Below are 25,377 nucleotides of genomic sequence, written 5' to 3'. Positions count from 1 at the left end.
AACTGCTCTCGCAGTTAATAACTGCGAGAGATATATAAAGGGCGCAATCAATCATGTCCCTCATTTAAAATTATTTAGCCGCTTCTTTCGAATCTTTTTCGGTCGGGACTTCAATGAATTCCGCATCAGAAGACAAGCCACCAACCGTATTACCTCGTTGAGCGTCAATGATAGCATCTGCTACACAACGAACATAAATTTCCACAGCCCTCATGGAATCATCATTAGCAGGAATAATGTAATCAATGAGATCTGGATCATTATTGGTGTCAACGATACCAATGACTGGGATTCTTAATCGTCGTGCTTCTTCAACAGCAATATGTTCAAATCCTACATCAACAATAAACAGCGCATCGGGCAAACCACCCATATCCTCTATACCACCCAAACTGCGCTCCAGTTTTTCCAACTCACGAGATAACATCAAGGCTTCTTTTTTAATCATGGTTTCAAAAGCACCATCATCTCGCATTTTTTTTAATTCTTTCAGACGAAAAATAGATTGGCGAACGGTTTTATAATTCGTTAGCATTCCACCCAACCATCGATGGTCCACATAGGGCATTCCACAACGTTTTGCATGTTCACGAATACTATCTTGTGCAGCTCTTTTTGTGCCAACAAACAGAATTTTTGCTTTATTTGCTGCCAAACGACCGATGAAATTCAACGCATCGTTCATCATCGGCATGGTTTTTTCCAGATTAATGATATGGATTTTATTTCGAGAGCCAAAAATATACTCAGCCATTTTTGGGTTCCAAAAACGGGTGCGGTGGCCAAAATGAGCACCGGCCTCTAGTAATTCGCGCATACTTAAATTCATTCTAATTTCTCCAGGGTTAAGCCTCCACGCTTCCCATACGGCACCCATCTTAATTAACAGGATAATTAATCAGGCGGGACCCTACCGCATGTGCCGAAACGTGTGTGTCGTTAAAAAGCGCAGGAATAATATCATAACTACCAATTATCATCAATTTACTTTGAATAATAATAAGCAACTTGTAATGATCTGGAAACTTGGAAAATTTTATAAAATGTCTATACTCTAGTGAGTGCCTATTTCAGGACAGTAACACTTACTAACTAAGTTTAAGGAAGATTAAAATGATTAAAAAAATGATTTTGTTACCTGCGTTGGCGTTATCCCTAACATTCAGCGTCCCCAGCTTTGCTGATCAACATGAAAACGGTCAATGTCCTTGCATGCGTATGCAAAAAATAAGCCAAGAGCTAAATCTGACTGCTGATCAAAAAGAAAAGATCAAAGCCATTAAAGAAGAAGCTCGAAAAAGCCTGCAAGCAAATAAAGAAGAAATGATATCCATTCGTACCCAAGTAAAAGAACTTATCAAATCAGACAAGATAGATGAAGCAAAGCTCAACAAGCTGCTTGAGCAAAAAAAAGAAATTCTGGCCTCTAAAATGAAAACAAAAATCATGATGAAGAACCAGATCTATAATGTCCTTAATGCTCAACAAAAAGCCAAGTTCTCCGCTATGATGGATAAGTGGGAAAACAAGTGGAAAAATAAAATGAAAAAAATGAATGAAGAAGAGATGGATGACTAAATGATAAATTTGTTCATCGTTTTAACAAACGATGAACAAACGCCTCCTCCATGTTATTTGCCTTAAATTTCAATTTTTTGAAAAAACATACCCTTTAGAGCTTGTTAACAACTCCGCTGATTATGCTATTATTTAAGAATTTATGGATCCCACTCATGGCTGTCACAATAAAAACCCCTGAAGAAATTGAAAAAATGCGGATTGCTGGTCGTCTTGCCGGTGAAGTTCTTGAAATGATAACGCCTCACGTGCAAGAAGGCATAACGACGGATGAGCTTAACTCAATATGCCATAACTACATCGTTCATGAACAGCAAGCTATCCCGGCGCCCCTAAATTATAATGGATTTCCAAAATCAATATGCACTTCCATTAACCATGTTGTTTGTCATGGTATCCCTGGAAAACGAGCATTAAAAAATGGTGACATCATCAACATTGATGTCACCGTAATAAAAGATGGATACCATGGAGATACCAGTAAGATGTTTTTTATTGGCTCACCCTCTGTGAAAGCAAAACATGTGGTTAAAGTTGCACATGAGTGTCTTTTTATTGGAATCAACATGGTAAAACCCGGGGTACGTCTAGGAGATCTTGGACATGCCATTCAGCAACATGCGGAAGCTCATCGTTGTTCTGTGGTTCGTGAGTATTGCGGCCATGGCATTGGGCGTATCTTTCATGAAGATCCGCAAGTATTGCATTATGGAACACCAGGAACGGGAGAAATGCTGCGACCTGGCATGACATTTACTATAGAACCAATGATTAACGTGGGTAAACCCCAGACTCGTTTATTGCCTGACAACTGGACCGTAGTCACTAAAGATCACAGTTTATCGGCACAATGGGAACATACTTTATTAGTCACGGAAGATGGCGTTGAGATTTTGACCTTGCGTAATGAAGAACGGGAATCGTTACAATTGGCTTCACTGTCTTATGAAACATGAGGCTCGTTTATTAAAACAAGACATCAAACGGCTTAAGGATGAGCTAAGTGTTAATTTTTATCAAAAAATACATATTAAGTCGATCACCAATAAACTGGTTACCTACCTTGATAAATTATTATTAATCCTTTTTCAAAAACATAAACTCGATAAAGAAGGACATTTTTGTCTTCTTGCTCTAGGCAGCTATGGTCGTCGTGAATTACAGTTGCACTCCGATATTGATTTATTGTTGTTACACCCTATCCATATTTCTGACATGCAGTTACAGCAAGCGCAATCATTCATCCAGGACTGTTGGGATATTGGCTTGGAAGTCAGTCACCAAATGACCACCGTAGATGCCTGTGCTCATCTTGCAAGTGGCGATCTTACTGTGATTTCCAGTATCCTGGATATGCGTTTGATTTGTGGTCGGGGCACCCTCATGGAAGAGTTAAGGTATCAAACACACCCACTTCATATGTGGACCAGTCATGATTACTTTTTTGCCAAAATGCAAGAACAAGCGCAACGTTATGAAAAATATGGTGAAACAGCCTACAATCTGGAGCCCAATGTTAAAAACGGCGCTGGGGGATTACGTGATATTCAAATCATATCCGGCATTGGTAAGCGACATTTCGACATAAAAAAACTCAAGGATGGTATTCACTATGGATTTATAACGGCAAAAGAATATGAAGAATTAATGTATTGTCAGCATTTTCTCTGGCGAGTTCGCTTCGCTCTTCACATCTTAGCCGCTAAAAAAGAAGATCGCTTATTATTTGACCATCAAATTAAATTGGCAAGTTTGTTTAACTATAAAGATAATTCTCACTCCTTGGCCATTGAACAATTCATGAAAGCCTATTTTAAAGTAATCAAGCGCAGTCGAGAACTGAACGAAATGCTGTTACAGTGGTTTTCTGAAACCATTGTTCATCAACAAAAACAAAAACTAGTACCACTGGATGATAACTTTCAATTATCAAATAATTACATTGAAGTTCGTCACACCAAACGATTCAGTCAAAAACCAGAAACTTTACTACAGATTTTCTTGTGGATTGCAAGAAATCCAGCGATTGAAGGGATACGTGCAAATACTATCCGTTTAATTCGTCAACATCTTTATCTTATAGATAAACGATTTAACGTTTCCCCTAAAAACATTCAAACATTTATGGATATTCTGAAAACAGAAAACAATCCATACGAAGCGCTGCAGCGAATGAATCGCTACGGAGTATTAGGGCATTATCTGGATTGTTTTGCCATGGTCACCGGCCAAATGCAATATGATCTATTTCATGTATATACGGTTGATCAGCACACCCTCTTTGTTATTCGTAACCTTGGACGTTTTCTTGATGCTCAATACGCTCGACAATTTCCGTTGTGCGCTCAACTCATGATGAATCTACAAAAACGTGAAATTCTTTATCTGGCAGCTCTTTTTCATGATATTGCTAAAGGCCGTGGCGGTGATCATTCTGAATTAGGGGTCGTTGATGCCTCTGATTTCGCAATACGCCATCACTTAAATACAGATGACCGTCAATTATTAATATGGTTGGTACGCAATCATTTATTGATGTCACAAACCGCACAGCGGCAAGACATTTATGATCCCAAAACCATTCAACAGTTTTGTAATTTGCTGCCAAAAGCAGACTATCTCGAATACCTTTATTTGTTAACCGTTGCAGACATTTGTGCAACAAATCCAAGTTTATGGAATGCATGGAAAGATTCTCTATTAAAAGAATTATATTATGCGGCCAAAAGCGCTATGGAACATGAAAAAAAATTGCTGGATGAAGCGGCTTTGGTTCATTTACGCAAACAGCAAGCTTTGGCTATTTTAACTGAGGAAAATACATCGCCAACTTCTGCTCAAAATCTATGGAATCATTTTAAGCGAAAATACTTCCTGCATGAATCGCCAGCAATCATTGCCAGGCATACGAAAGCCATACTTTCTTGTCAGCAATTTCCTTTAGTACTCATTATGCCTCATCATAGTGATGGCGGCACAGAAGTATTCATCTATATGCCACATCGCGATGAGCGATTTACAATTACCACCACCGTACTCAATAATCATCATGTTACCATTCAGGAGGCAACCATTCTAACGTGTGATAATCATTTTGACTTGGACACTTACATCATTCTTAATGAAAAAAATCAGGCTTTTCTTGATAAGCACCAAACTGCCAACATCCAACGTGCATTGGTTCAACACTTAGCCGATAAAAATCATATGCCAAAAATTTCATCCCGCAGATTATCCCGCATTCAAGAACATTTTAAGATCAAACCGCAAATCACATTCAATGACGACACAGAACATCAAAATACACGCATGTTTTTAATTACTGGAGACAAGCCAGGTTTGTTAGCACGAATTAGTCACATTTTTTTAAATGAGAACATTCACCTGCACAATGCAAAAATTGCCACGGCTGGCGAGCGTGTCGAAGACATGTTTTACCTAAGCAATCAGGGTGGACAACCATTATCAAAAGAACAACAAAGCCGTTTACGCCAAAAATTAATCGACGAACTCAGCAACCATTAACCATATCATTCCTCTCCTTATCATTCCTCTCCTTATTTAAGGGAAGTTAGGAGGGATTTTTGCGTCGATCCTTAAAAAAATCGGTCAATAAAGCAGCAGCCTCTTCTTGTAAAAGGCCTTCATCAACCTGAATCGCATGATTTAAAGGGTGTCCCTGTATCAGGTTATAAACTGAACCTGCCGCACCGGCTTTAAAATCTCGGGTTGCAAAAACCAATCGCCGTATCCGTGAATGCACCAATGCACCCGCGCACATACTGCATGGTTCTAAAGTAACGTATAAAGTGCTGTCCAATAACCGATAATTTTTTAAATAAGAAGAAGCTTTCCGAATGGCAATGATCTCAGCATGTGCCGTCGGATCATGCGTTTGAATCACTTGATTCCATCCACAACCAAGCAACTGATTATTCTCGCTAATCAATACTGCTCCGATGGGGACCTCCCCTTGTGCTTTTGCTTTCAAAGCCATATCCATAGCCTGTGACATCCAGAATACATCTTGATTCACCACGGCCAATTATTCCCATTCAATAGTTGCTGGCGGCTTTCCTGATATATCATAAGTCACCCTTGAAACGCCATTTACCTCATTTATAATTCGGTTGGATACCTTTGCCAGGAAGGCCCAAGGTAACTGCGCCCATTTAGCCGTCATAAAATCAATGGTTTCAACAGCCCGCAAACAGATAACGTATTCATATCGACGTCCATCACCCATGACACCAACACTTTTTACCGGTAAAAATACCGCAAACGCCTGGCTCACTTTATGATAGAGATCAGCCTCATGCAATTCCTCAATAAAAATGGCATCCGCCTGACGTAAAATGTCTGCATAGACTTTTTTCACTTCTCCAAGAATTCGAACACCCAGTCCCGGTCCAGGGAAAGGATGACGGTAAACCATATTGTAAGGTAAACCTAATTCCAACCCAATTTTCCTTACTTCGTCTTTGAATAATTCGCGAATCGGTTCAAGTAAGTTCAGATTCATAATTTCAGGTAATCCGCCAACATTATGATGCGACTTAATAACTTCTGCCCCACCACGAATATGAGTGGCAGCAGATTCAATAACATCAGGATAAATCGTACCTTGTGCTAACCAGCTAACGTCTTTAATCTTTGCTGCTTCTTCTTCAAATATTTCTATGAACGTTTTCCCTATTATCTTTCTTTTGGTTTCAGGACAGCTTATGCCCTCTAAGGCAGATAAAAATTTTTCTTCGGCGTTTACAGCAATGATGTGAACCCCCATGTGTTGGCCAAACATAGTCATCACCTGTTCCGCTTCATAAAGCCTCAATAAGCCTGTATCGACAAAGACACAAATCAGTTGCTTACCAATGGCACGATGCAACAAAGCAGCCACTACAGACGAATCCACCCCACCGGACAAACCAAGTAACACTTTTCTATCACCAACTTGCTGACGAATTTTATCAATCGCTTGTTCAATAATATTATCAGCGGTCCAATTGGTCTTTGCTTTACAAATATCTATCACAAAACGCTCTAAAATTCGCATCCCTTGCAAGGTATGCGTCACCTCAGGATGAAATTGCAACCCATACCAATGACGTGATTCATCGGCCATGCCTGCAATAGGGGCGTTTGTGGTTTCACAAATCACTTCAAATCCAGGCGGAAGTTCAGTTACTTTATCACCATGACTCATCCAAACATCGAGCACAGCTTCCCCGGCCGACGTTGTTCGGTCTTCAATGTGGTTCAACAGTTGACTATGTCCATGAATGCGAAGTTCTGCATGACCAAATTCTCGCAGTTTAGAGGATTCAACTCGCCCGCCTAATTGTACCGCCATGGTTTGCATGCCATAACAGATGCCTAATAATGGAATACCGGATTGAAATACCCATTCTGGAGCGTGAGGATTTGCATCATAAATCACCGTAGAAGGTCCGCCGGACAAAATAAAGCCGCAGGGAGCAAGTTTCTGCAAATGAGCCACATCAACATCAAATGGATGGATTTCGCAATAAACCCCCATTTCACGGACACGGCGACCAATCAGTTGGGTATATTGAGAACCAAAATCAAGAATGACTAATGGTTTTTGTTTAATATCTTTCATAAATCTCAGTCTATAGAGTTTTGTTAAGCCAGGAGGTGAACTATTTTTTAATTATTCTCCTAGCCCTTTCTTAATAAGGGCCAGGAGTTTTTTGCAGCAATGCTATTCGTCAATTTGATAATTAGGAGCTTGTTTGGTAATGCTCACATCATGGACATGGGATTCACGGATACCTGCATGAGTCACCCGAACAAATTCTGCTTTTTCATGCAATAAATTGATAGTACCGCAACCCGTGTAACCCATGCAGGAACGCAATCCGCCCAACATTTGATGAATGATGGTTTGTACTGGACCTTTATAAGGAACACGTCCTTCAATCCCTTCTGGTACAAGCTTCTCAGTCCCCTGACTCATATCCTGGAAATAACGATCACTTGAACCTTGCGCCTGAGCCATAGCCCCAATGGAACCCATGCCTCGATATCCCTTATAGGTACGCCCTTGATAAAGCTCAATTTCCCCTGGTGATTCTTCTGTCCCCGCAAACATACTACCAAGCATCACCGTATGAGCTCCTGCGGCCAATGCCTTACAGACATCCCCTGAAAATCGAATGCCACCGTCAGCAATAACGGGTACTTCCCCCTGAATACCGGAGGCAACATTAGCAATGGCAGTAATTTGTGGCACCCCAACACCGGTCACTATCCTGGTTGTGCAAATAGAACCGGGACCAATGCCAACCTTAACTGCATCAACACCTGCCGCAATTAAATCGCGAGCCGCAGCAGCGGTAGCGATATTACCACCAATCACTTGCACCTGAGGACAATGTTTTTTAATCCACCGAACCCGATTAAGTACGCCTTGAGAATGACCATGGGCTGTGTCAACCACAATAACATCAACACCTGCATCAACCAAAGCCATGACTCGGTCATCTGTCCCTTCGCCCACGCCAACGGCCGCACCCACACGTAATTGTTCGGAGCTGTCTTTACAAGCATAAGGGTTTTCTTTTGCTTTTTGAATGTCTTTAACAGTAATCAAACCTCTAAGACAAAATGCATCATTGACCACCAGTAACTTTTCCAGTCGATGCTTGTGTAAAAGACGACGAATTTCTTCGCGGCCTGCCCCTTCTTTGACAGTAACCAAACGTTCTTTTGGCGTCATCACCGCTGAAACAGGTAACGATAAATTGGTTTCAAAGCGAATATCACGACTGGTCACTATACCAACCAAATGCTCATCATCCACGACAGGAACACCGGAAAAGTTGTGTTTTGCCATCACATCCAATAATTCCTTAACACTCAAGGTTGGCGTTACAGAAACAGGATCTCTAACCATGCCGCTTTCAAATTTTTTCACCTTTCTTACCTCTTCCGCCTGAGAAGTAATACTCATGTTTTTATGAATCACCCCTATTCCACCTTCTTGAGCCATGGCAATAGCCAGACGTGCTTCGGTTACGGTATCCATGGCAGCGGAAATAAGCGGCATATTTAGCTCAATCTCTCTTGTCAAACGTGTTTTCAAAGAAACATCTTTTGGCAATATCATAGAATGGGCAGGAACTAACAAGACATCATCAAACGTTAATGCTTGTTGGATGATAGAGAGAGGCATACTACCCTCCGGCAATTTAGTTAACCGAACATTATATAATAATTATTGCTTCAAATAAATAGTTTTGCACTAATTTTTTACTATGCGACGCTTTTAATTTACTTTTAAATTTAATAAATTAAAGAGGCATCCAGACGTCTTTTTAAAAGAAGAAACAAAATGGAAGGATATATTTAGAACAAAATAAATTAAAAATAACCACAACATCCTATATTGAAAACTATTTTACCAATAGATGGTTGAATAAACCTGGGAAGAACGTGTAAACTGAGACGAGTTTATTGCTTTTGTCAACTGAAGGGAAGGGTTAAGCGTTGGCTAAGATTATTGTAGTTACTTCTGGTAAAGGGGGCGTTGGGAAAACGACGTCTTCGGCGGCATTTTCATCTGGCCTTGCCCTGCGAGGACACAAAACCGTCGTCATTGACTTTGACATAGGCCTCAGAAATCTTGATCTTATTATGGGTTGTGAGCGTCGTGTGGTTTATGATTTTGTCAATGTCATTAATGGTGACGCCACATTAAAACAAGCTCTGATAAAAGATAAACGGCTGCCAGAACTCTATATCCTGCCTGCCTCACAAACACGCGATAAAGATGCCTTAACACTAGAAGGTGTTGAAAACATATTAAATGAATTATCCAAGGAATTTGATTATATTGTTTGTGATTCTCCTGCAGGTATTGAAACAGGCGCTTTAATGGCCATGTATTTTGCCGATCATGCCATTGTAGTCACCAATCCCGAAGTATCCTCTGTGCGGGATTCCGATCGGATTTTGGGGCTTTTATCCAGCAAAACAAAACGTGCGAAAGAAAGCAGCGCCCCCATACAAGAACATCTCTTGTTGACTCGTTACGATGCCGATCGCGTTATCAAAGGCGACATGCTTTCAGTAGAGGATGTCAAAGAAATTTTAGCCATCCCATTAATTGGGGTCATTCCTGAATCCAAAGCCGTGCTTAAAGCCTCTAATACGGGTGTTCCAGTCACACTTGATGAACAAAGTGATGCCGGTCTTGCCTACCAGGATGCCATTGCTCGCTTCTTGGGTGAAGAGCGGCCGATGCGGTTCATCAATACGGAACGCAAAGGAATATTGCGCCGTTTGTTCGGAAAAAACAAGGAGGATATCCCAGCATGAGTATCTTTAATTACTTACGCAAGCGTAATACGACGGCAAAAGTCGCTAAAGAACGCCTGCAAATCATCATCTCGCACGAGCGCACCCAAAGAAATACGCCCGATTATTTACCAAAATTGCAAGAAGAAATTCTGGCCGTCATTGCGAAATACATCCCCATCAGCCATGATCAAGTCAGTGTCAATCTAGAACGCATGGGTGATAATGCAGTGCTTGAGCTAAACGTCACTATGCCGGATGAAGCGTTAGCATAACTGTAGTACAGATTTGTTTCATTAATTCACTAACCTGAGATTGCTATCTCAGCGGTTCTTGCTCCCCAATACTTTCCAAAAAACAAACACAATCCTATTTTTATCTAGAAAAAACCGTAGCCTGGATAGCGCAAAGCGATATCCGGAAATTATCATGCAATTATACCTATAACACCACCACATGTGCCGAATAAAAAATAATAATAGCGAAATAAATTGGTAAAAAAGCAAATTTAATACTAAATTAGTATTAAATTAATTATCAAATTGAGTATTTATTATGCCATCACCTACTCCTAAGAAAGATTGCCTAAAAGAGATCGTACGAAATTTTTTAACCGAACTTGATAAACTGGACTATATTGATAGGGTTACAACTCAAAGGAATTTTGATGGTTCTGCTTTTTTAAACAATGCCGATGTAACCAGAATAAGAGCAAGGAAAGCCGTTGTTGATGAATTGTTTTTACCAACGGTAGAACAAATACTTGACCTAAAAAGTCCAGATCCTAGCCGTGGTACTGAAATGCTTTTTAGAGTTGGAACCAAAACCGATGCTAAAATTGCGCAGCTAAATGAGATGATTGATGCCATGGACGAGGAAAAAGCCGGGAAAATTCTTACGGACTTTTTAAAAAGAACCGAACCTATTGTTAATGCCCAGGATGTAGAAAGAGATAAATATCAAGATAGGTCAGCAGGCATGACTCAAGATCAAAAGAAAAGTGCCCTCAAGGAACATTCATTTAGTGACAATTGGGTTTTTAACTTTTTAGCAAAGCTAGTAAAAACAGTGCGGGAGACCCTCGGTATCAAAACATCTTCTGAAAAATTGTTAGATGAATCCAGAGAAGCGGCATCCGAATTAACAACAAAATCATCGCCAAGCGTTTCATAATGGCATCCACAAAGATGCCAACCAGGTATTCTTATCTTATGCCTGGTAATTATGCAATTTCGACTGATGCCACGTCTTCTTCACTTGAGTGCTTTTTTCCAGCTTTCACTCCTGTCGATTGCCGGGCCAATTCTTCCGTACTGAAATCATCAACGGCAATGACTTGTTGCCTAGCCAGCTCTGCTTCTTTTAACTGCCGCGCTTCTTGTGCATTGAGGATGCCTTTTGCTTTTGCCTCTTCAATTTGTTCAAGCAACGTCAAGGAATGGATGAGTTTTTCACGCACGCCTTGCGCTACTTTCTTTTCCAGCGCTTCTGCTGCACATAATTTATGGAATGCTTCTTCCAATTGCCCCAAAGGACATTGCTGGCTTGGCTCAGCAAACACCAGTCGGGTTAGACGTGTCCGGGTTTCATTAGGCTCAATCAACAAACGTGCCACTGCCTGGCCTAGTTTATCGCTTGGTTTTGCTCGTTGGCCTCCTAACGGCTGTAAAATCAATCTTAAAATAATTCGTCCCCAACGTCGCGGAAAATTGGCAATGACGCCCTGCATGGCTGTCTCACATTCATGCAATAAATATTGGCAACACCATTCAACCAATGGCAAATCAGCAGCCGGTTCCCCATCTTGCTGAAATCGATTTAAAACCGCTGAAGCAACATACAAATAACTCAGCATATCCCCTAAGCGAGCAGATAATGTTTCTTTTCGCTTTAATGTCGCTCCGAGAGTCATCATGGAAAAATCAGCCAGAAAAGCGAGATGACTGCTGTACCGGTTAATCCATTGATAATGGCGTTTTATCTCTGTCATCGCTGGTGCCCTGGTCCAGCGGGCATCGGTGAAAGAAAATAACAAAGAGCGGGTAAAATTTGCCAACATGAATGCGGTATGTCCCCATAATGCTTGATCAAATGCGGCTAAATCATTTGCCTTAAGGCTTTCCATTTCACGGAACACATACGGATGACAACGAATAGCACCTTGCCCAAAGATGATTAGGCTGCGGGTCAGGATGTTAGCCCCTTCCACGGTAATGCTGATGGGAGCGCCTTGATAACCCCGACCCAAATAATTATTGGGACCAAGACAGATGCCTTTACCCCCATGAATATCCATGGCGTCAAGTGCTGTTGCACGCGCCCATTCAGTCGTATGATATTTCAGGATTGCACCTGCAACTGCTGATTTGACCCCATGGTCAATAGCGGCAGTGGTCATGGCTAAAGCAGCGTTGATCATGTATGTTTTTCCAGCGATGCGTGCCAGTGCTTCTTCAATGCCTTCGAATTTCCCAATCGGTTGATTAAACTGCTTGCGTACACGCGCGTAAGCACCGCTGGCCAAAGAAACGGCTTGGGTACCACCTGCAGCGCTTGAGGGCAATGATATGGCGCGTCCCGCACTTAAGCACTCCATTAACATGCGCCATCCCTGACCAGCCATTTTTTCACCACCAATGAGATACTCAATAGGCACAAAAACATCTTTCCCTTGCGTTGGGCCATTGAGAAATGCAATATTTAAAGGAAAATGACGGCGACCTTTAATAACACCTGGCGTGTCTGCAGGAATTAAAGCGCAACTAATACCGATGTCATGTCCTTTACCCAAGAGATTTTCCGGGTCAAACAAGCGAAATGCCAAACCAATAACCGTTGCAACTGGGCATAATGTAATGTAACGCTTATCCCAATTTAAACGAATTCCCAACACGTCTTGCCCATCAATGCGCTCACGGCAAACGATGCCCAGATCCGGGATGGATGCAGCGTCTGAGCCAGCATTCGGGCCAGTCAATGCAAAACATGGAATGTCTGTACCATTCGCCAAACGAGGCAAATAATAATTTTTTTGCTCTTCTGTACCATATTTTAAGAGCAATTCGGCCGGGCCTAAAGAATTAGGCACCGAAATGGTAGACGCCACCGTCACGGAACGACTATACAGTTTCACTAAAACCGACATCTGTCCTGTTGCTGAAAATCCAAGTCCACCATAACGTTTGGGAATGATCATTCCCAGGAAACCATGCGTTTTTATGAATGTCCACATTTCTGGTGGCATATCCGTGCGATTATGAGTAATGTCCCAATCGTCAATCATGCGGCATAACGTATTCACAGGTCCACTTAAAAAAGCCAGCTCATCATCGCTTAATGGTTGAGCAGGAGCGGACCGCAAACGACTAAAATCTGGAGCACCACTGAATAGTTCCCCTTCCCAACCAATCGTACCTGCTTCCAATGCTTCCCGCTCGGTGGCAGACATTGCCGGCATAGCTCGCCGGGCGACACGAAATAAGGGACGGGTTAATAATACTTGGCGAAGCGGTCTAATTAACCCGATGAGGAACAGTGCAAAACCTAGCCATAACCCAGCCTGGACAAGCAAGCTGGGAGAACCATATTTCATAACCAAGAATGCAAATATTGCATAACTGATGGACCATACAGCCATGGATGCTTGTTTCATAAGCAACAAATAGACTGCACCTAAAACCATCATGATCAATAGACTATGCAGCATGGTTTCTCCCTTAATAATTATCCCATGGTCTGGTTAATGCAAAGCAGTAACCGCACTGGTAACATCCCGGACAGCACTTCGTATTATCTAGGATACATTTATATCCACTTCACTATTTGAATAATGCATCCACCGCTTTAACCACTAAATCGGCCGTTTTTTTAGGATGCTCCATCGGAAACATATGAGTACCACTTATTTCGTAAGTTTTAATATTGTAATGCTTTTGCATGTAACGCAAGTCCATACGGTCAATAATATTGCTTTTACTGCCGTGGATGAGTACTGCCGGAATTTTTAATTTTCCCTCATATTCATAAAGCATATGAGGAATGGTACGATAAATTTGATATTCTATATGACGGTCAAATCGCAATGAATAGCCTTTCTCATCCTGTTGCATACCATAATCAATATAATCCTCAAGACATGCATCCGTAAAGTGTTTAAATAATTTTCTGCTTCTAAGATAAGTTAACGCCTGTTCTTTGGTTTGCCAGTATTGGCGTCGTCCGCGAGTACGAAAAGCAGGAGTCACATGATCAATCATTCCTAATGTTTTTGAAAGTCTTAATAAACCTGATTTAAAGCGGCCTATGATCGGAGAATCCAATAAGATCACCGCCCTAAATAAAGAAGGTTGTGCAACTGCTGCTCTAAAACTTAATACCCCACCTAGTGAGTGGCCCAATGCAATAACCGGATGCGAAGTCTGGTGTTGAACACTGGCAATGACTTCATCAACCAGATGATGCCAGTTTTCAGTCACCGGAAATTCCGGCGTATGCCCAACGCGATCAATGTAGCAACAATCAAAATGAGTTTTCAAATGAAGAAACAGTTGCTGATAACAAGGTGAGGGAAAGCCATTCCCATGAGCAAAATGCAACAATTCTCTCATGAAATCACCATTTTATTTCGTTCACTTTTTATCGCAATAACCCCATAGCAATAATAGATTGCCAATAATCCGATAGAAAAAACACCCATGCCTGGAAACATTAAATTGCCAGCAAACGCTATCATCAGAAAAAGTACAATTTGTGGGGTTGCAGCCACTGCAAACAGACGACAAGATTCTTTGTATTTAATTTTTACATTAAATAAAACCTGAGCGAAAACCTGGCCCAGAAAAGCCAAGGTTAAGGTTAAAACAAGATAAATGGAATAAAAAATACTGAACAACAAAAAATAAATAAGAAACTCTGCCATCCATTTAATCCGTGAAATCACCGTGGACTTCATCACTTCTTGCCCAACAAAAACTTCATTTTCATAGTTAGAAAAAGATTGTTCATAAAAACTATTTGTAGGCATTTGTGTGTCTGAATTGAAAAAAAAGCGTGGCCTCGGTGGTCTAAAATAAAGTTTATTTTTAGTAATCAATACATTTAGCTTCGGATAATTTCGGGTTAATTTAGGTAAATCAGCTTTTGTACTCATCGTATCTACAATTAATACAATTTCACCTTGTTTATTTTTTATTGTGTACGGCATTGGTTTATCAAAAGACGCTTGACCATCTTGAATATAAAGCGGTGGTAACTCTTCCAAGGGGAAAAGGACTTGTTCGTCAAGAAACTGCCTAAAATCCACAATAATCCGTATTGATAAAGGAACACAAGCAATCATTAAAACCAGGAATAAATAAGTAAGGCCAAAACCGTGCCAACGTTTAGAGACATCCACATAGAGTCGGCGGGAATAGAAAGACATATACATCGCATGCCAATAACGAAAAATTGGCGCATCAATGGTACGCAACTGCTGAGTTCTTTTACCCATTCCATCCCCCTAGATAAAGGCCAGTCTGTTGACAAAACAGACTGGCCTTATTCAATAGTATATCAAACGTTAATTGATTATCAGTTGGCAATGGTACGTCGTCCAGTACACGAATAGTACAAGAAACCTTTCCAACGTTTGTTATGACTTTCAGAAACCTATCTGACCCCACATCATCAATAAATTCAATTTGTGCCAGCACCTGACCTTTTTTTTGTGGTAATCCAACTTTAATATGCTCAGGCCGTACCCCTATCATAACATTCTGCCCACAGGTTACTTGTACGTTTAGATTGGGCAAAGGAAGCTCAATTCCAATTGTTGTTATGATTTTTTGACAGGATAAGTCTATTTTGCCCGGCAAAAAATTCATTGGGTAATGACCGATAAAACTTGCCACAAACAACGTTGCTGGATATTGATAGAGTTCTTGCGGTGTTCCTACCTGCTCTACCTTGCCATGATTTAAAATAGCCACTTTGTCTGCTAATGTCATTGCTTCGGTCTGGTCATGAGTCACATATAGACAAGTAGTACGTAACTGCTGATGCAGTTTTTTTATTTCATAACGCATTTCTGTGCGCAATTTTGCATCAAGATTGGATAATGGTTCGTCAAATAAAAAAACAGCAGGTGAACGTACAATGGCACGTCCCATAGCTACCCGCTGGCGCTGCCCTCCTGACAACGCTCCTGGTTTGCGGTGAAGATAATCTTTTAATTGCAATAATTCGCTTACTTCTTCCACACGCTGACGAATCAGTGTTTTTTTCATACCACGCATCTTCAAACCATAGGCCATATTGGCAAAAACCGTCATGTGTGGATAAAGAGCATAATTCTGAAAAACCATAGCCATGTCTCGCTGAGAAGACGGAATTTGGTTCACACACTGTTCATTAATTAAAATACGACCATCATCGACCGTATCAAGTCCGGCAACCAGCCTCAGCAAGGTTGATTTTCCGCTGCCTGAAGGTCCAACCAAAGCAACAAATTCGCCCCTTTCAATCGTTAAATTGATGTTATTTAAAACGATATGATCATCATAATATTTATCAACAGACGCTATGCTTACAGTAGCCATTAATCAATTAATCCTCTTTCAAACCAACGTTGGAATAGGACAACAACCAAGCAAGGGGGCAATAAAGCAATTAATGCAACCGTCATAATGTAATGCCATTGTGGAATTTGATCAGCAACCCCTGCTAAAGAACGAATGCCCATGACGATGGTTGCCATATCAGGATTGGTTGTAATCACCAAAGGCCAAAGATATTGATTCCACCCATAGACAAACATGATGATAAACAAAGCAGCCAACTGCGGTTTTGAGAGCGGCAATAAAATATCAACAAAAAAGCGAATAGGGCCTGCTCCATCCAATTTTGCAGCATCTACTAATTCTCCAGGAATGGTTTTGAAAAATTGACGGAATAAAAAGGTCGCGGTGGCTGACGCCATGAGCGGCAAGGTCAAGCCAGTAAAGGAATTTAATCCGCCCATGTATGCTACCACCTGAAACGTAGGCACAATCCGCACTTCAACAGGCAACATCATCGTTAAAAAAATTAACATAAAACACAGACGCTTAAAGGGAAATTTAAAATACACCAGCGCAAAAGCAGACAAAAGAGCTAAACTAATTTTACCTGCGGCAATCAATGTTGCCATGATAAAACTGTTTATAAGCATTTTGATGATAGGCTCTCCTCCCGTTGCAGCCAAACCTTCAACCATGACCATCTTTATGTTTGCTAATAACGATGCCCCAGGCCAAACAGGAATGGGAGCTTGCATCATGGCGACACCATCATGACTGGCAGCCACAATGGCAAGATAGAGGGGCAGAAACATCAACCCAATGTAACCATACAAAACAATATAAGAAAGGAACTGCGTAAAAATACGCTTTAAAAACTTGCCATAAGATAACCCGCGTGGTTTGAATGCAAAATCACGAAACACAATCTTATCAATCAGCCTATTTTTAAAACCATCTACATCACCATTTTTATAATATGGAACACCTGCATCTTTCATGCTTCGGACTAAAGAGACACCTAAGGACTGAGCAAATAATTTACCAATAAATAATATCCAGCTCATTGATAATGAACCTTTCTTTCAAGATAACGAAATTGCAATAAAGTCAAACCAACCACGATGAGCATCAATATAACCGACTGGGCTGAAGAACTGCCAGGATCCATGGCAACAAATCCATCTTCATATACTTTATAGATTAAGGTCGTTGTACTGTATTCCGGACCGCCATTGGTGATGATCTGGATAATACCAAACGTATCAAAAAACGCGTAAATAAGATTCATGGTCAGTAAAAAAAAAGCCGTGGGCGATAATAAAGGGAAAATAATTTGCCAAAATATTCGCCAAGATGATGCACCATCCATCATGGCCGCCTCAATAAGGGGAGAAGGGATCAATTTTAAGGCGGCAAAAAAGAAAAGAAAATTATAACTAAATTGTTGCCAACTGGCGGCCATAATAATGACAAATAACGCCTGCTTTGCATGAATAAGATAATTAAAATCCACACCAAATTTATTCAGCAGGCAAGTCATCCATCCCAATGCTGGATGAAATAAAAAGCGCCATAAAAGCGCCGCCACCGCTGGGGCGACCGCATAAGGCCAAAGAAGTAATGACTTATAGAGTTGTTGCCCTTTATGGCGCCTATTAACCATGACTGCTAAACTCAACCCTAGAGACATGGTTAATAAAGTAACAGAAACTGCGATAATCAGAGTTACACTAACTGCTTTTAGATACTCGCGACTGTTTAATAAATCGATAAAATTAGCCAGGCCTGCAAAACGCTGATGCAAACCAAATGCATCGCTGAAAAATAGCGATTGCCACAAGGCCTTGCAAGCTGGCCAAATAAAAAACAAAACAGTCACCAACAACTGTGGAATAATAAATAACAATGCTGTTTTGGAATGCTGCGTATATTTTGTCATTAAGTAACCAGTGCTGACCTCATCTCATTGCCAATCAAAGTCAGAACCTGTCTTCACAGTCGCCAGGCTGAGATGAAATGTGCTGGTTTTAGAGGACCGTAGCGCAGCATACATAGAAGTATGTGAGTAACGGACCGCAGAAAATCGGTGCATTTCAGCCAGCATAGTAGACTGTGAAGACAGGGTCTCAAATCACATTTCAGCAGATCTTATCTCAGCTTTTCTTAAAGTCCTCTGCAATAATTGCGTATAAATTGGCGGATTATTCGCTAACTGCACGATAACTGTTGCCGTCAAGCAAGTGACCATTAATGGAAGAATCAACAAATAATTTTGTGTCATTTCAACCACAAGAATAATTCCCGTGACAGGTGCCCGGACCGCGGCAGCAAATAATGCCCCCATACCAGCAACCGCAAACATGCCAGGATGCACCGTCATGTCACTCATAATGATCTGAAATAAGTAAGAAGCAGCCAAGCCAAGAAGCGTCCCCAAGGCAAGCATCGGTGCAAAAATCCCGCCGGGGACCCCTGTACCATAACATAAAAGCGTCATAACAAAGCGTATAACTAACAAAACACATAACACACCAAACGCAGGCCTCATGGTCAATGCTTTTTCAATGATCCCATAACCACCGCCCACCGCATCAGGATAAACGTAGGCAAGATAACCAACGACCAAGCCAATCAGCAAAACATACACATCCCGAGTCAAACTACTAAGCTTATCCAGATTATTCAGTGTTTTCATGAGCCATATGTTAAATAGAAGCCCAACAAAGCCAACCACAATTCCAAAAATGAAAAAAAGCCATAAAGACTTTAGGCTAGGCAATTCAAAAACACTCATAGGAATGGCAGGATGGGCCCCCATCATCATATGTAAGACAACAGTGGCAGAAACACAACAAATTGCAACCGTTTTAAAATTGGTGAAGGAGAAATTAAATTCATTCCTCATTTCTTCCAGAACAAAAAGTACCCCAGCTAATGGGGCATTGAATGCTGTGGCAAGACCAGCAGCAGCCCCTGCGGCAATCAAAGCATCTCGCCTTTCGCGAGCTATGTGAAACCATTCACCAAGCATTTCTCCCAAATTACCACCAATTTGAATGGTGGGACCTTCCCGTCCAACGACCATTTTTGCTGAAATAGACAAAACACCGCCAATAAACTTCACCGGCAAGAGTCGACGCCAGAAAATGGGGCGCTCATGCAATAAAGTCCCTTCTATTTCTTGTACACCACTACCAGAAGCTTCTGCAGCAATCCACTTCACCAAGCTCCAAGAAATAAAAACCATGGCCATCGTCGTCAAAGCAGATACCATACTTACCGGCCAGTCATGGGCCTTGGCAAAAGCAAACCACCATACCAAGACGTCATGACACCAGACAATCCCCAGTTGCAATAGAGAACCCACAAATCCTGTGAGCACACCCAATAAAATAGCCAGAGCATATAGAATAAGAATTTTATCGCGCATTGTTTTTAACCATCTCCATTAAGTTACTGATGATTTTTAAACCCGCCTGTTTTGGCATAGAAAGTATTGTTTCAGGATGAAATTGTACGGCTTGCACAAGCAATGTTTTATGGGATATAGCCATAACAATACCATCCTCGCTGACGGCCGTCACTTCAAATTCACCAGGCATTTTATCAAGCCGTGCATAAAGAGAGTGATAACGCCCAGCAGTAAACGTGTCATCCAAGCCAGTAAAAAGCCCACCCTCAACCAACACCTTAATAACAGAAGATTTCCCATGCACAGGATAAGCCAGTACATCCAAGATTCCACCAAAATGCTCTACAATTCCTTGTAAACCCAAACAAACGCCAAATAATGGTATATGTTTTGTCAGCACCGTGCGAATGGTGTGTGATAAATTAAAGTCTTCTGGCTTTCCTGGACCAGGCGACAAACACACCAAATCATAAGACTCTTTTTGCAAATAAGTTAAGGCATACTTACTACGTACCGTAGTCACTTCTGCACCAGTCTGCCGAATATAATTTGCCAGCGTATGAACAAATGAATCCTGGTGATCGATAAGCAGCACCCTTTTCCCTGTACCATATAATGGATTCCAAGCAGCTGATTGATGCTTCTTTTGCGATTGAGACAATAAATCGATGAACGCTGAAGCCTTCAGACGCGTTTCCTGCTCTTCTGCTTGAGGGTCAGAGTCATAAAGCAACGTCGCACCCACACGAATTTCAGCGATCCCCTGTTGAATTCGCATCGTTCTTAATACCAAACCCGTATTAATATCGCCATTAAAATTAAACCAGCCCACAGCACCACCATACCATCTTCGCGGTGATTTTTCATATTGCTCAATAAAATTCATGGCCCATAATTTGGGCGCTCCAGTAACCGTCACCACCCACATATGCGTTAAAAACGCATCGAGGGCATCAAAATCATCGCGTAAATAACCTTCAACATGATCAACGGTGTGAATTAAACGGGAATACATTTCAATCTGACGACGCCCTATTACACGAACCGTTCCTGGTTTACAGATACGTGATTTATCGTTTCGATCAACATCCGTACACATGGTTAACTCGGAACATTCTTTCTCAGAATCGAGCAATGTCTGGATATTTAGCGCATCTTCTATCGCGTCTGCACCACGCTGTATTGTGCCAGAAATAGGGCAAGTTTCTACGCGTCTACCTTGAACCCTCACATACATTTCCGGCGACGCTCCCACTAAATATTCCTCTTCCCCTAAATTAATGAAAAATCCATACGGAGATGGATTGATCCGACACATCCGTCTAAACACAGAAGAAGGCTTTTCTGGCGCATGCCTATAAAACGTCTGACTTGGAACAACTTCGAATAAATTACCACAGGCAAAGTGTTCTTTAGCAGTTTCAACGATTTGCGCATATTCCCCGGGTGCATGATCACCATCCATTGACGGTTTTCGTAATGGCTGATAAGGATTATACTCTCCTTCACGAGGTAATCCCTGCGTTGTTTTACCTTGAAACTGAAACTCGTAACGTCGGATAAACGCTTCTTCTTTACGATGATTGACAATAAAAATTTCATCAGGCAAATAAATCACCATATCCCGTTGGTCATCGTCGCGTTTTTTACAACGCTCTACGGCTTCAAACTGAAAAATCAAATCATAGCCAAATGCTCCATACAGTCCCAAATACGATTCATTATCTGCTTTAAACAATGCAAGGATATGACGTAGTATTGTAAATACCGAAGGCTGGCGACTACGCTCTTCTTCATTAAAGACTTTTTTTCCCGACTTTACTCGTAACAAATAAACTATTTCTGATTTTTTGACGATTTCTATTTCATTTGAAAGTTCTAAAAAATACACTAGAATGGCAAGCAAAACTTCACCCCGTTTGTTTAAACCGGTTAAGGTCAACTCATTACCATGGCAAGTAATCACAAGAGGCGGATTATAAAAACCAATATCCCAACAAGTATAACGTCCAGGGTATTCAAAACTTGAAGCGAACAAAGCGCCTCGATGCGAATCGAGGCGTTCCAGAAGAGGTTCGATTGCATTCGAATAAGGAAGAACCTGCTGCTCATATTCAATATGAACACCACCGGTCGTTTTAACTTGATGTAACATCGATCAACTGCTCTTTCAAAATTGAATAATGCATCATGTTCTATCATGTTATTGTATCTATTGGAATTAAAAAATCACCAAACATTCGGCTCTGTAAGCCTAGATCATTGTAACTTTATACTCAGAGAGTATAATTGTCTCCTGCTTTAAAATGGCATTGAGGTCAATCATGATCACATCAAAAAATGAATTAAATCAAATTGCCGAGCTTGCATGCATCGAACTGAGTCATGACAACCTCACTCAGTTAACTGAGGATATTCAGGCCATTATGAATTTTGTCGAACAGTTACGTACCATTAATACAGAACACTATTCTCCCATGCTCCATCCGCTTGATCTGCATCAACCACTGAGAAACGATGAAGTCAAGGAAGAGAATTGCGTTGCCGAATTGGAAACCATCGCTCCTTTATTTGCTGAAAATCTCTACCTGGTTCCCAAAGTCATTGACATAGGAAAATAGGTTTATGCATAGAAAATCACTACGTGAACTCAGCCATGCCTTGCATCATAAAGAACTGTCCAGCGTCGAACTGACACGTCATTATTTAAGGCGAATCGAGCAGAAACGTTCCCTAAATTCCTTTATTCATGTTGATGAGCAATACGCTCTATCCGCTGCCGCTATCGCTGACGCATTAATTCATCAAGGGAAAGCAAAACCACTAACAGGCATTCCTTTAGCCCATAAGGATATTTTTTGCACGCAAAGAATGCCAACCACTTGTGGCTCAAAAATGCTGGCAAATTTCCAATCACCCTACCAAGCTACCGTCGTACAGCGCCTGGCGGCTCAAGGAACCATTTTGCTTGGCAAGACCAACATGGACGAATTTGCCATGGGGTCAGCCAATGAAAACAGTTATTTTGGTGCTGTCAAAAACCCCTGGGATGAGCAACGCGTTCCTGGCGGTTCATCAGGAGGATCTGCCGCAGCCGTTGCAGCATCGCTTGTCCCTTTTGCCACAGGTTCAGATACTGGCGGCTCCATTCGGCAACCTGCTGCTTTCTGCGGTATTTCCGGTCTAAAACCCACCTATGGATTAGTCTCTCGTTTTGGTATGGTGGCTTTTGCCTCCAGTCTTGATCAGGCTGGGCCATTGGCCCATAGTGCTGAAGATCTCGCCTTCATTCTGCAAGTCCTTGTGGGACATGATGAGCATGACTCAACGTCGATTAATCGCCCAGTGCCTGATTATATCAACGCAGTAGACACTCCTTTAAAACCGCTTCGCATTGGTCTGCCAAATTGTTTCTTTCAGCCTCAAATCGATGCTGAAATTCAACAGGCTATTCTCGATGCAGTTGATGTCTTTAAAAAAGCAGGTTGTAAAATCATCGAGATGGACCTTCACCTACAACCCTTATGGGTGCCTTGTTATTATGTCATTGCTTGTGCAGAAGCCTCTTCTAACTTATCACGTTACGATGGGATTCGTTTCGGTTATCGCACGCCTAACGCTGAAAATCTATCTGAGTTGATCACTCATTCACGCAGCGAAGGATTTGGGCTTGAAGTCAAGCGACGTATTCTTACTGGAACCTATGTACTCTCTTCGGGGTATTTTGATGATTATTATGTGCAAGCACAAAAAGTAAGACGCATGATACAAGAAGAGTTACTTCAGGCTCTAACGAATGTAGATGTCATTCTTGGACCAACCACTCCGACGTGCGCTTTCAGATTAGGTGAAAAAGTATCCGATCCAATTCAACGCTATCTGGCAGATGTATTTACCGTAGCAGCCAACCTGGCCGGTCTTCCCGCATTATCTATTCCCGCAGGCTTTAACCGGGAAAAACTGCCTATAGGGATGCAAATTATGGGATCGCATTTTAGTGAGGAACAACTATTAAATCTGGCCCACCATTATCAAAAAAGCACCGACTGGCATCAAACCAAGCCAAAGGAGTCTATATGAGCTGGGAAACGGTTATAGGCCTTGAAGTGCATGCACAATTAAAAACACAATCAAAATTATTTTCTGCCACTGCAACCCGTTATGGTGCACCACCTAATTCCCAAGCCAGTTTTATTGACGCTGGATTGCCAGGTGTTTTGCCAGTACTAAATCGTGAAGCCATCCAGATGGCCATAAGATTTGGCTTAGCCATAGAAGCAGAAATCAACAATTTTTCCTATTTCGAACGAAAAAATTATTTTTATCCAGACCTTCCCAAAGGATATCAAATCAGTCAATATCGCCGTCCGATCATTCAGCATGGACATCTTGCAGTGTTGGTTCCAGATGGCTCCGAAAAAATGATTATCATCGAGAGAGCTCACCTGGAAGAAGATGCCGGTAAATCTCTGCACGACGTCAAACACGAATACACAGGTATTGATTTAAACCGTGCAGGCACACCATTGCTTGAAATTGTCACCGCACCTTGTCTTTCTTCCGCAAAAGAAGCGGTTGCGTATTTAAGAACCTTACATCAATTATTACGTTTTTTAGATATTTGTGATGGCAATATGCAAGAAGGATCATTTCGCTGTGACGTTAATATCTCTTTACGCCCCAAAGGCAGTGCCACACTAGGAACACGAACTGAACTTAAAAACCTAAACTCATTTCGCTTTATTGAAAAAGCAATCGTTCATGAACAATTTCGGCATCAAGATCTTTTGGAAACTGGCCAACCTATTACACAAGAAACAAGGCTCTACTCACCTGAGACAGACAGCACCCACTCCATGAGAAGTAAGGAAAGTGAAAAAGATTACCGTTATTTTCCCGATCCCGATTTACTGCCCATCGTTATTAACGAGCACAATTTGCAGATGATTAAGCAAACCATGCCGGAATTGCCAAAATCGATCCGGCTTCGCTTGCAAAACAACCATAATCTCCTGCAAGATGACATTGACTTTCTAATATCCTCTCCTGCGCTCGTTACTTTTTTCGATGCAGTGATAGGAAAAACAAAAGCCTCGGCTAAAACACTAGTAAACTGGCTAAAAGGCTCTTATTCGGCCGCCTTGAAAGAAACAGGAGGTTCATTTAATCATCCTCCCGTTAGCGCCAATCAATTAGCTTGTTTGTTAGACCACTTAGAAAATCATATTATTTCTGCAAAAATCGCTAAAACGATTTTTAGCCAGCTGATGGTTGAAGATACAACGGTAGATGACATCATTGCCCGAGAAGGATATCAACAAATTGGTGATCAAGCTGTGCTTGATGAAATCATTCGTAACATAATCGAGCAATATCCACAACAAGCCGCGGATTATCAGGCTGGTAAGACTAAACTACTTGCATTTTTTGTAGGTAAGATCATGCAAGAAACCCAAGGGAAAGCAAATCCTGCCCATGTGAATGAATTACTGCGACAATATTTAAAATAAAGCTTTTTGGTGCCTG

21 protein-coding genes are annotated in these 25,377 nt (G+C 41.4%); 9 read left to right on the top strand and 12 right to left on the bottom strand.

All coding sequences use genetic code 11. The features are described from left to right. Positions 1–70: 70 nt before the first annotated feature. Positions 71–829, bottom strand: coding sequence for a 30S ribosomal protein S2 (gene rpsB / locus E1O52_RS06135; protein ID WP_133127826.1), 759 nt, complete (start codon positions 827–829; stop codon positions 71–73). Between the two features lie 383 nt (positions 830–1,212). On the opposite strand from rpsB, the gene E1O52_RS06130 reads away from it, so the two are divergent. From E1O52_RS06130 to glnD, 3 genes are all read left to right on the top strand, one after another. After that, a complete protein-coding gene (locus tag E1O52_RS06130) occupies positions 1,213–1,578 on the top strand; it encodes a Spy/CpxP family protein refolding chaperone (protein ID WP_207384182.1) in 366 nt (121 codons plus the stop codon). Between the two features lie 155 nt (positions 1,579–1,733). Continuing rightward, positions 1,734–2,534: a type I methionyl aminopeptidase gene (gene map, locus E1O52_RS06125; RefSeq protein WP_133127824.1), complete on the top strand. Its 801-nt coding sequence runs from the start codon at positions 1,734–1,736 to the stop codon at positions 2,532–2,534. After that, complete coding sequence (gene glnD, locus E1O52_RS06120; protein WP_133127823.1) at positions 2,524–5,103, top strand: [protein-PII] uridylyltransferase; 2,580 nt, start codon at positions 2,524–2,526, stop codon at positions 5,101–5,103. The genes map and glnD overlap by 11 nt, the downstream gene beginning before the upstream one ends. A 46-nt stretch (positions 5,104–5,149) precedes the next feature. Here glnD and tadA read toward each other — a convergent pair whose 3' ends face one another. The 3 genes from tadA to guaB all read right to left on the bottom strand — a co-directional run bounded on the left by tadA (position 5,150) and on the right by guaB (position 8,776). After that, a complete protein-coding gene (tadA, locus tag E1O52_RS06115; RefSeq protein WP_423202716.1) occupies positions 5,150–5,617 on the bottom strand; it encodes a tRNA adenosine(34) deaminase TadA in 468 nt (155 codons plus the stop codon). A 6-nt stretch (positions 5,618–5,623) separates the two neighbouring features. Then, the gene (guaA, locus tag E1O52_RS06110) at positions 5,624–7,201 is read right to left on the bottom strand and encodes a glutamine-hydrolyzing GMP synthase (RefSeq protein WP_133127821.1); all 1,578 of its coding nucleotides are present in this window, start codon (positions 7,199–7,201) and stop codon (positions 5,624–5,626) included. A gap of 102 nt (positions 7,202–7,303) precedes the next feature. After that, positions 7,304–8,776 carry an IMP dehydrogenase gene (gene guaB / locus E1O52_RS06105; protein ID WP_133127820.1) on the bottom strand — a complete coding sequence of 491 codons (1,473 nt, stop codon included), beginning with the start codon at positions 8,774–8,776 and terminating at the stop codon, positions 7,304–7,306. Positions 8,777–9,090: 314 nt separating this feature from the next. Between guaB and minD the strand changes: the two genes are divergently transcribed. From minD to E1O52_RS06090, 3 genes are all read left to right on the top strand, one after another. Beyond that, the gene (gene minD / locus E1O52_RS06100; protein WP_133127819.1) at positions 9,091–9,921 is read left to right on the top strand and encodes a septum site-determining protein MinD; all 831 of its coding nucleotides are present in this window, start codon (positions 9,091–9,093) and stop codon (positions 9,919–9,921) included. Then, positions 9,918–10,175 carry a cell division topological specificity factor MinE gene (gene minE / locus E1O52_RS06095; protein WP_133127818.1) on the top strand — a complete coding sequence of 86 codons (258 nt, stop codon included), beginning with the start codon at positions 9,918–9,920 and terminating at the stop codon, positions 10,173–10,175. The genes minD and minE overlap by 4 nt, the downstream gene beginning before the upstream one ends. Before the next feature lie 280 nt (positions 10,176–10,455). Further along, positions 10,456–11,073 carry a hypothetical protein gene (locus E1O52_RS06090; protein ID WP_133127817.1) on the top strand — a complete coding sequence of 206 codons (618 nt, stop codon included), beginning with the start codon at positions 10,456–10,458 and terminating at the stop codon, positions 11,071–11,073. Between the two features lie 49 nt (positions 11,074–11,122). Here E1O52_RS06090 and E1O52_RS06085 read toward each other — a convergent pair whose 3' ends face one another. The 8 genes from E1O52_RS06085 to E1O52_RS06050 all read right to left on the bottom strand — a co-directional run bounded on the left by E1O52_RS06085 (position 11,123) and on the right by E1O52_RS06050 (position 22,006). Continuing rightward, positions 11,123–13,606: an acyl-CoA dehydrogenase gene (locus E1O52_RS06085; RefSeq protein ID WP_133127816.1), complete on the bottom strand. Its 2,484-nt coding sequence runs from the start codon at positions 13,604–13,606 to the stop codon at positions 11,123–11,125. Between the two features lie 112 nt (positions 13,607–13,718). Beyond that, complete coding sequence (locus E1O52_RS06080; RefSeq protein WP_133127815.1) at positions 13,719–14,507, bottom strand: alpha/beta fold hydrolase; 789 nt, start codon at positions 14,505–14,507, stop codon at positions 13,719–13,721. Beyond that, complete coding sequence (locus tag E1O52_RS06075) at positions 14,504–15,391, bottom strand: DUF1189 family protein (RefSeq protein WP_133127814.1); 888 nt, start codon at positions 15,389–15,391, stop codon at positions 14,504–14,506. Before E1O52_RS06075 ends, E1O52_RS06080 begins: the two co-directional genes overlap by 4 nt. Beyond that, on the bottom strand, positions 15,384–16,478 hold the full coding sequence (locus tag E1O52_RS06070; protein WP_133127813.1) for an ABC transporter ATP-binding protein: 1,095 nt from the start codon (positions 16,476–16,478) through the stop codon (positions 15,384–15,386). The genes E1O52_RS06075 and E1O52_RS06070 overlap by 8 nt, the downstream gene beginning before the upstream one ends. Beyond that, positions 16,478–17,302, bottom strand: a complete 825-nt coding sequence (ugpE, locus tag E1O52_RS06065) for a sn-glycerol-3-phosphate ABC transporter permease UgpE (RefSeq protein WP_341272569.1) — start codon at positions 17,300–17,302, stop codon at positions 16,478–16,480. The genes E1O52_RS06070 and ugpE overlap by 1 nt, the downstream gene beginning before the upstream one ends. 197 nt (positions 17,303–17,499) lie before the next feature. Continuing rightward, positions 17,500–18,378 (bottom strand): ABC transporter permease subunit, encoded by an 879-nt coding sequence (locus E1O52_RS06060; RefSeq protein ID WP_133127812.1) that lies wholly within the window; start codon positions 18,376–18,378, stop codon positions 17,500–17,502. A gap of 192 nt (positions 18,379–18,570) precedes the next feature. Next, positions 18,571–19,869, bottom strand: coding sequence for a H(+)/Cl(-) exchange transporter ClcA (gene clcA, locus E1O52_RS06055; RefSeq protein ID WP_133127811.1), 1,299 nt, complete (start codon positions 19,867–19,869; stop codon positions 18,571–18,573). Continuing rightward, a complete protein-coding gene (locus tag E1O52_RS06050) occupies positions 19,859–22,006 on the bottom strand; it encodes an anthranilate synthase component I (protein ID WP_133127810.1) in 2,148 nt (715 codons plus the stop codon). Before E1O52_RS06050 ends, clcA begins: the two co-directional genes overlap by 11 nt. A 169-nt stretch (positions 22,007–22,175) precedes the next feature. Here E1O52_RS06050 and gatC point away from each other — a divergent pair, with 169 nt between their 5' ends. Genes gatC through gatB form a run of 3 tightly spaced genes read left to right on the top strand, consistent with a single transcriptional unit; the run spans position 22,176 to position 25,361 of the window. Then, positions 22,176–22,472, top strand: a complete 297-nt coding sequence (gene gatC, locus E1O52_RS06045; RefSeq protein ID WP_133127809.1) for an Asp-tRNA(Asn)/Glu-tRNA(Gln) amidotransferase subunit GatC — start codon at positions 22,176–22,178, stop codon at positions 22,470–22,472. A 4-nt stretch (positions 22,473–22,476) separates the two neighbouring features. Then, complete coding sequence (gene gatA / locus E1O52_RS06040) at positions 22,477–23,931, top strand: Asp-tRNA(Asn)/Glu-tRNA(Gln) amidotransferase subunit GatA (RefSeq protein WP_133127808.1); 1,455 nt, start codon at positions 22,477–22,479, stop codon at positions 23,929–23,931. Next, complete coding sequence (gatB, locus tag E1O52_RS06035) at positions 23,928–25,361, top strand: Asp-tRNA(Asn)/Glu-tRNA(Gln) amidotransferase subunit GatB (protein ID WP_133127807.1); 1,434 nt, start codon at positions 23,928–23,930, stop codon at positions 25,359–25,361. The genes gatA and gatB overlap by 4 nt, the downstream gene beginning before the upstream one ends. The last annotated feature ends 16 nt before the right edge of the window (positions 25,362–25,377 follow it).

Origin of the sequence: Legionella nagasakiensis (assembly GCF_900639915.1) — a bacterium.
GTDB classification, from domain to species: Bacteria; Pseudomonadota; Gammaproteobacteria; order Legionellales; family Legionellaceae; genus Legionella_A; species Legionella_A nagasakiensis.
The sequence above is the reverse complement of the archived record's forward strand: the minus strand, read 5'-3'. Positions and strand labels throughout refer to the sequence as shown.

Excerpts from the sequence above, each read along its gene's own strand:
- E1O52_RS06075 (WP_133127814.1), bottom strand. The coding sequence starts at position 15,391 with ATGGGTAAAAGAACTCAGCAGTTGCGTACCATTGATGCGCCAATTTTT.
- E1O52_RS06085 (WP_133127816.1), bottom strand. The coding sequence starts at position 13,606 with ATGCTGCATAGTCTATTGATCATGATGGTTTTAGGTGCAGTCTATTTG.
- minE (WP_133127818.1), top strand. The coding sequence starts at position 9,918 with ATGAGTATCTTTAATTACTTACGCAAGCGTAATACGACGGCAAAAGTC.
- E1O52_RS06070 (WP_133127813.1), bottom strand. The coding sequence starts at position 16,478 with ATGGCTACTGTAAGCATAGCGTCTGTTGATAAATATTATGATGATCAT.
- rpsB (WP_133127826.1), bottom strand. The coding sequence starts at position 829 with ATGAATTTAAGTATGCGCGAATTACTAGAGGCCGGTGCTCATTTTGGC.
- guaA (WP_133127821.1), bottom strand. The coding sequence starts at position 7,201 with ATGAAAGATATTAAACAAAAACCATTAGTCATTCTTGATTTTGGTTCT.
- gatA (WP_133127808.1), top strand. The coding sequence starts at position 22,477 with ATGCATAGAAAATCACTACGTGAACTCAGCCATGCCTTGCATCATAAA.
- E1O52_RS06130 (WP_207384182.1), top strand. The coding sequence starts at position 1,213 with ATGCGTATGCAAAAAATAAGCCAAGAGCTAAATCTGACTGCTGATCAA.
- gatC (WP_133127809.1), top strand. The coding sequence starts at position 22,176 with ATGATCACATCAAAAAATGAATTAAATCAAATTGCCGAGCTTGCATGC.
- E1O52_RS06080 (WP_133127815.1), bottom strand. The coding sequence starts at position 14,507 with ATGAGAGAATTGTTGCATTTTGCTCATGGGAATGGCTTTCCCTCACCT.
- E1O52_RS06050 (WP_133127810.1), bottom strand. The coding sequence starts at position 22,006 with ATGTTACATCAAGTTAAAACGACCGGTGGTGTTCATATTGAATATGAG.
- glnD (WP_133127823.1), top strand. The coding sequence starts at position 2,524 with ATGAAACATGAGGCTCGTTTATTAAAACAAGACATCAAACGGCTTAAG.
- clcA (WP_133127811.1), bottom strand. The coding sequence starts at position 19,869 with ATGCGCGATAAAATTCTTATTCTATATGCTCTGGCTATTTTATTGGGT.
- gatB (WP_133127807.1), top strand. The coding sequence starts at position 23,928 with ATGAGCTGGGAAACGGTTATAGGCCTTGAAGTGCATGCACAATTAAAA.
- E1O52_RS06060 (WP_133127812.1), bottom strand. The coding sequence starts at position 18,378 with ATGACAAAATATACGCAGCATTCCAAAACAGCATTGTTATTTATTATT.
- guaB (WP_133127820.1), bottom strand. The coding sequence starts at position 8,776 with ATGCCTCTCTCTATCATCCAACAAGCATTAACGTTTGATGATGTCTTG.
- E1O52_RS06090 (WP_133127817.1), top strand. The coding sequence starts at position 10,456 with ATGCCATCACCTACTCCTAAGAAAGATTGCCTAAAAGAGATCGTACGA.
- map (WP_133127824.1), top strand. The coding sequence starts at position 1,734 with ATGGCTGTCACAATAAAAACCCCTGAAGAAATTGAAAAAATGCGGATT.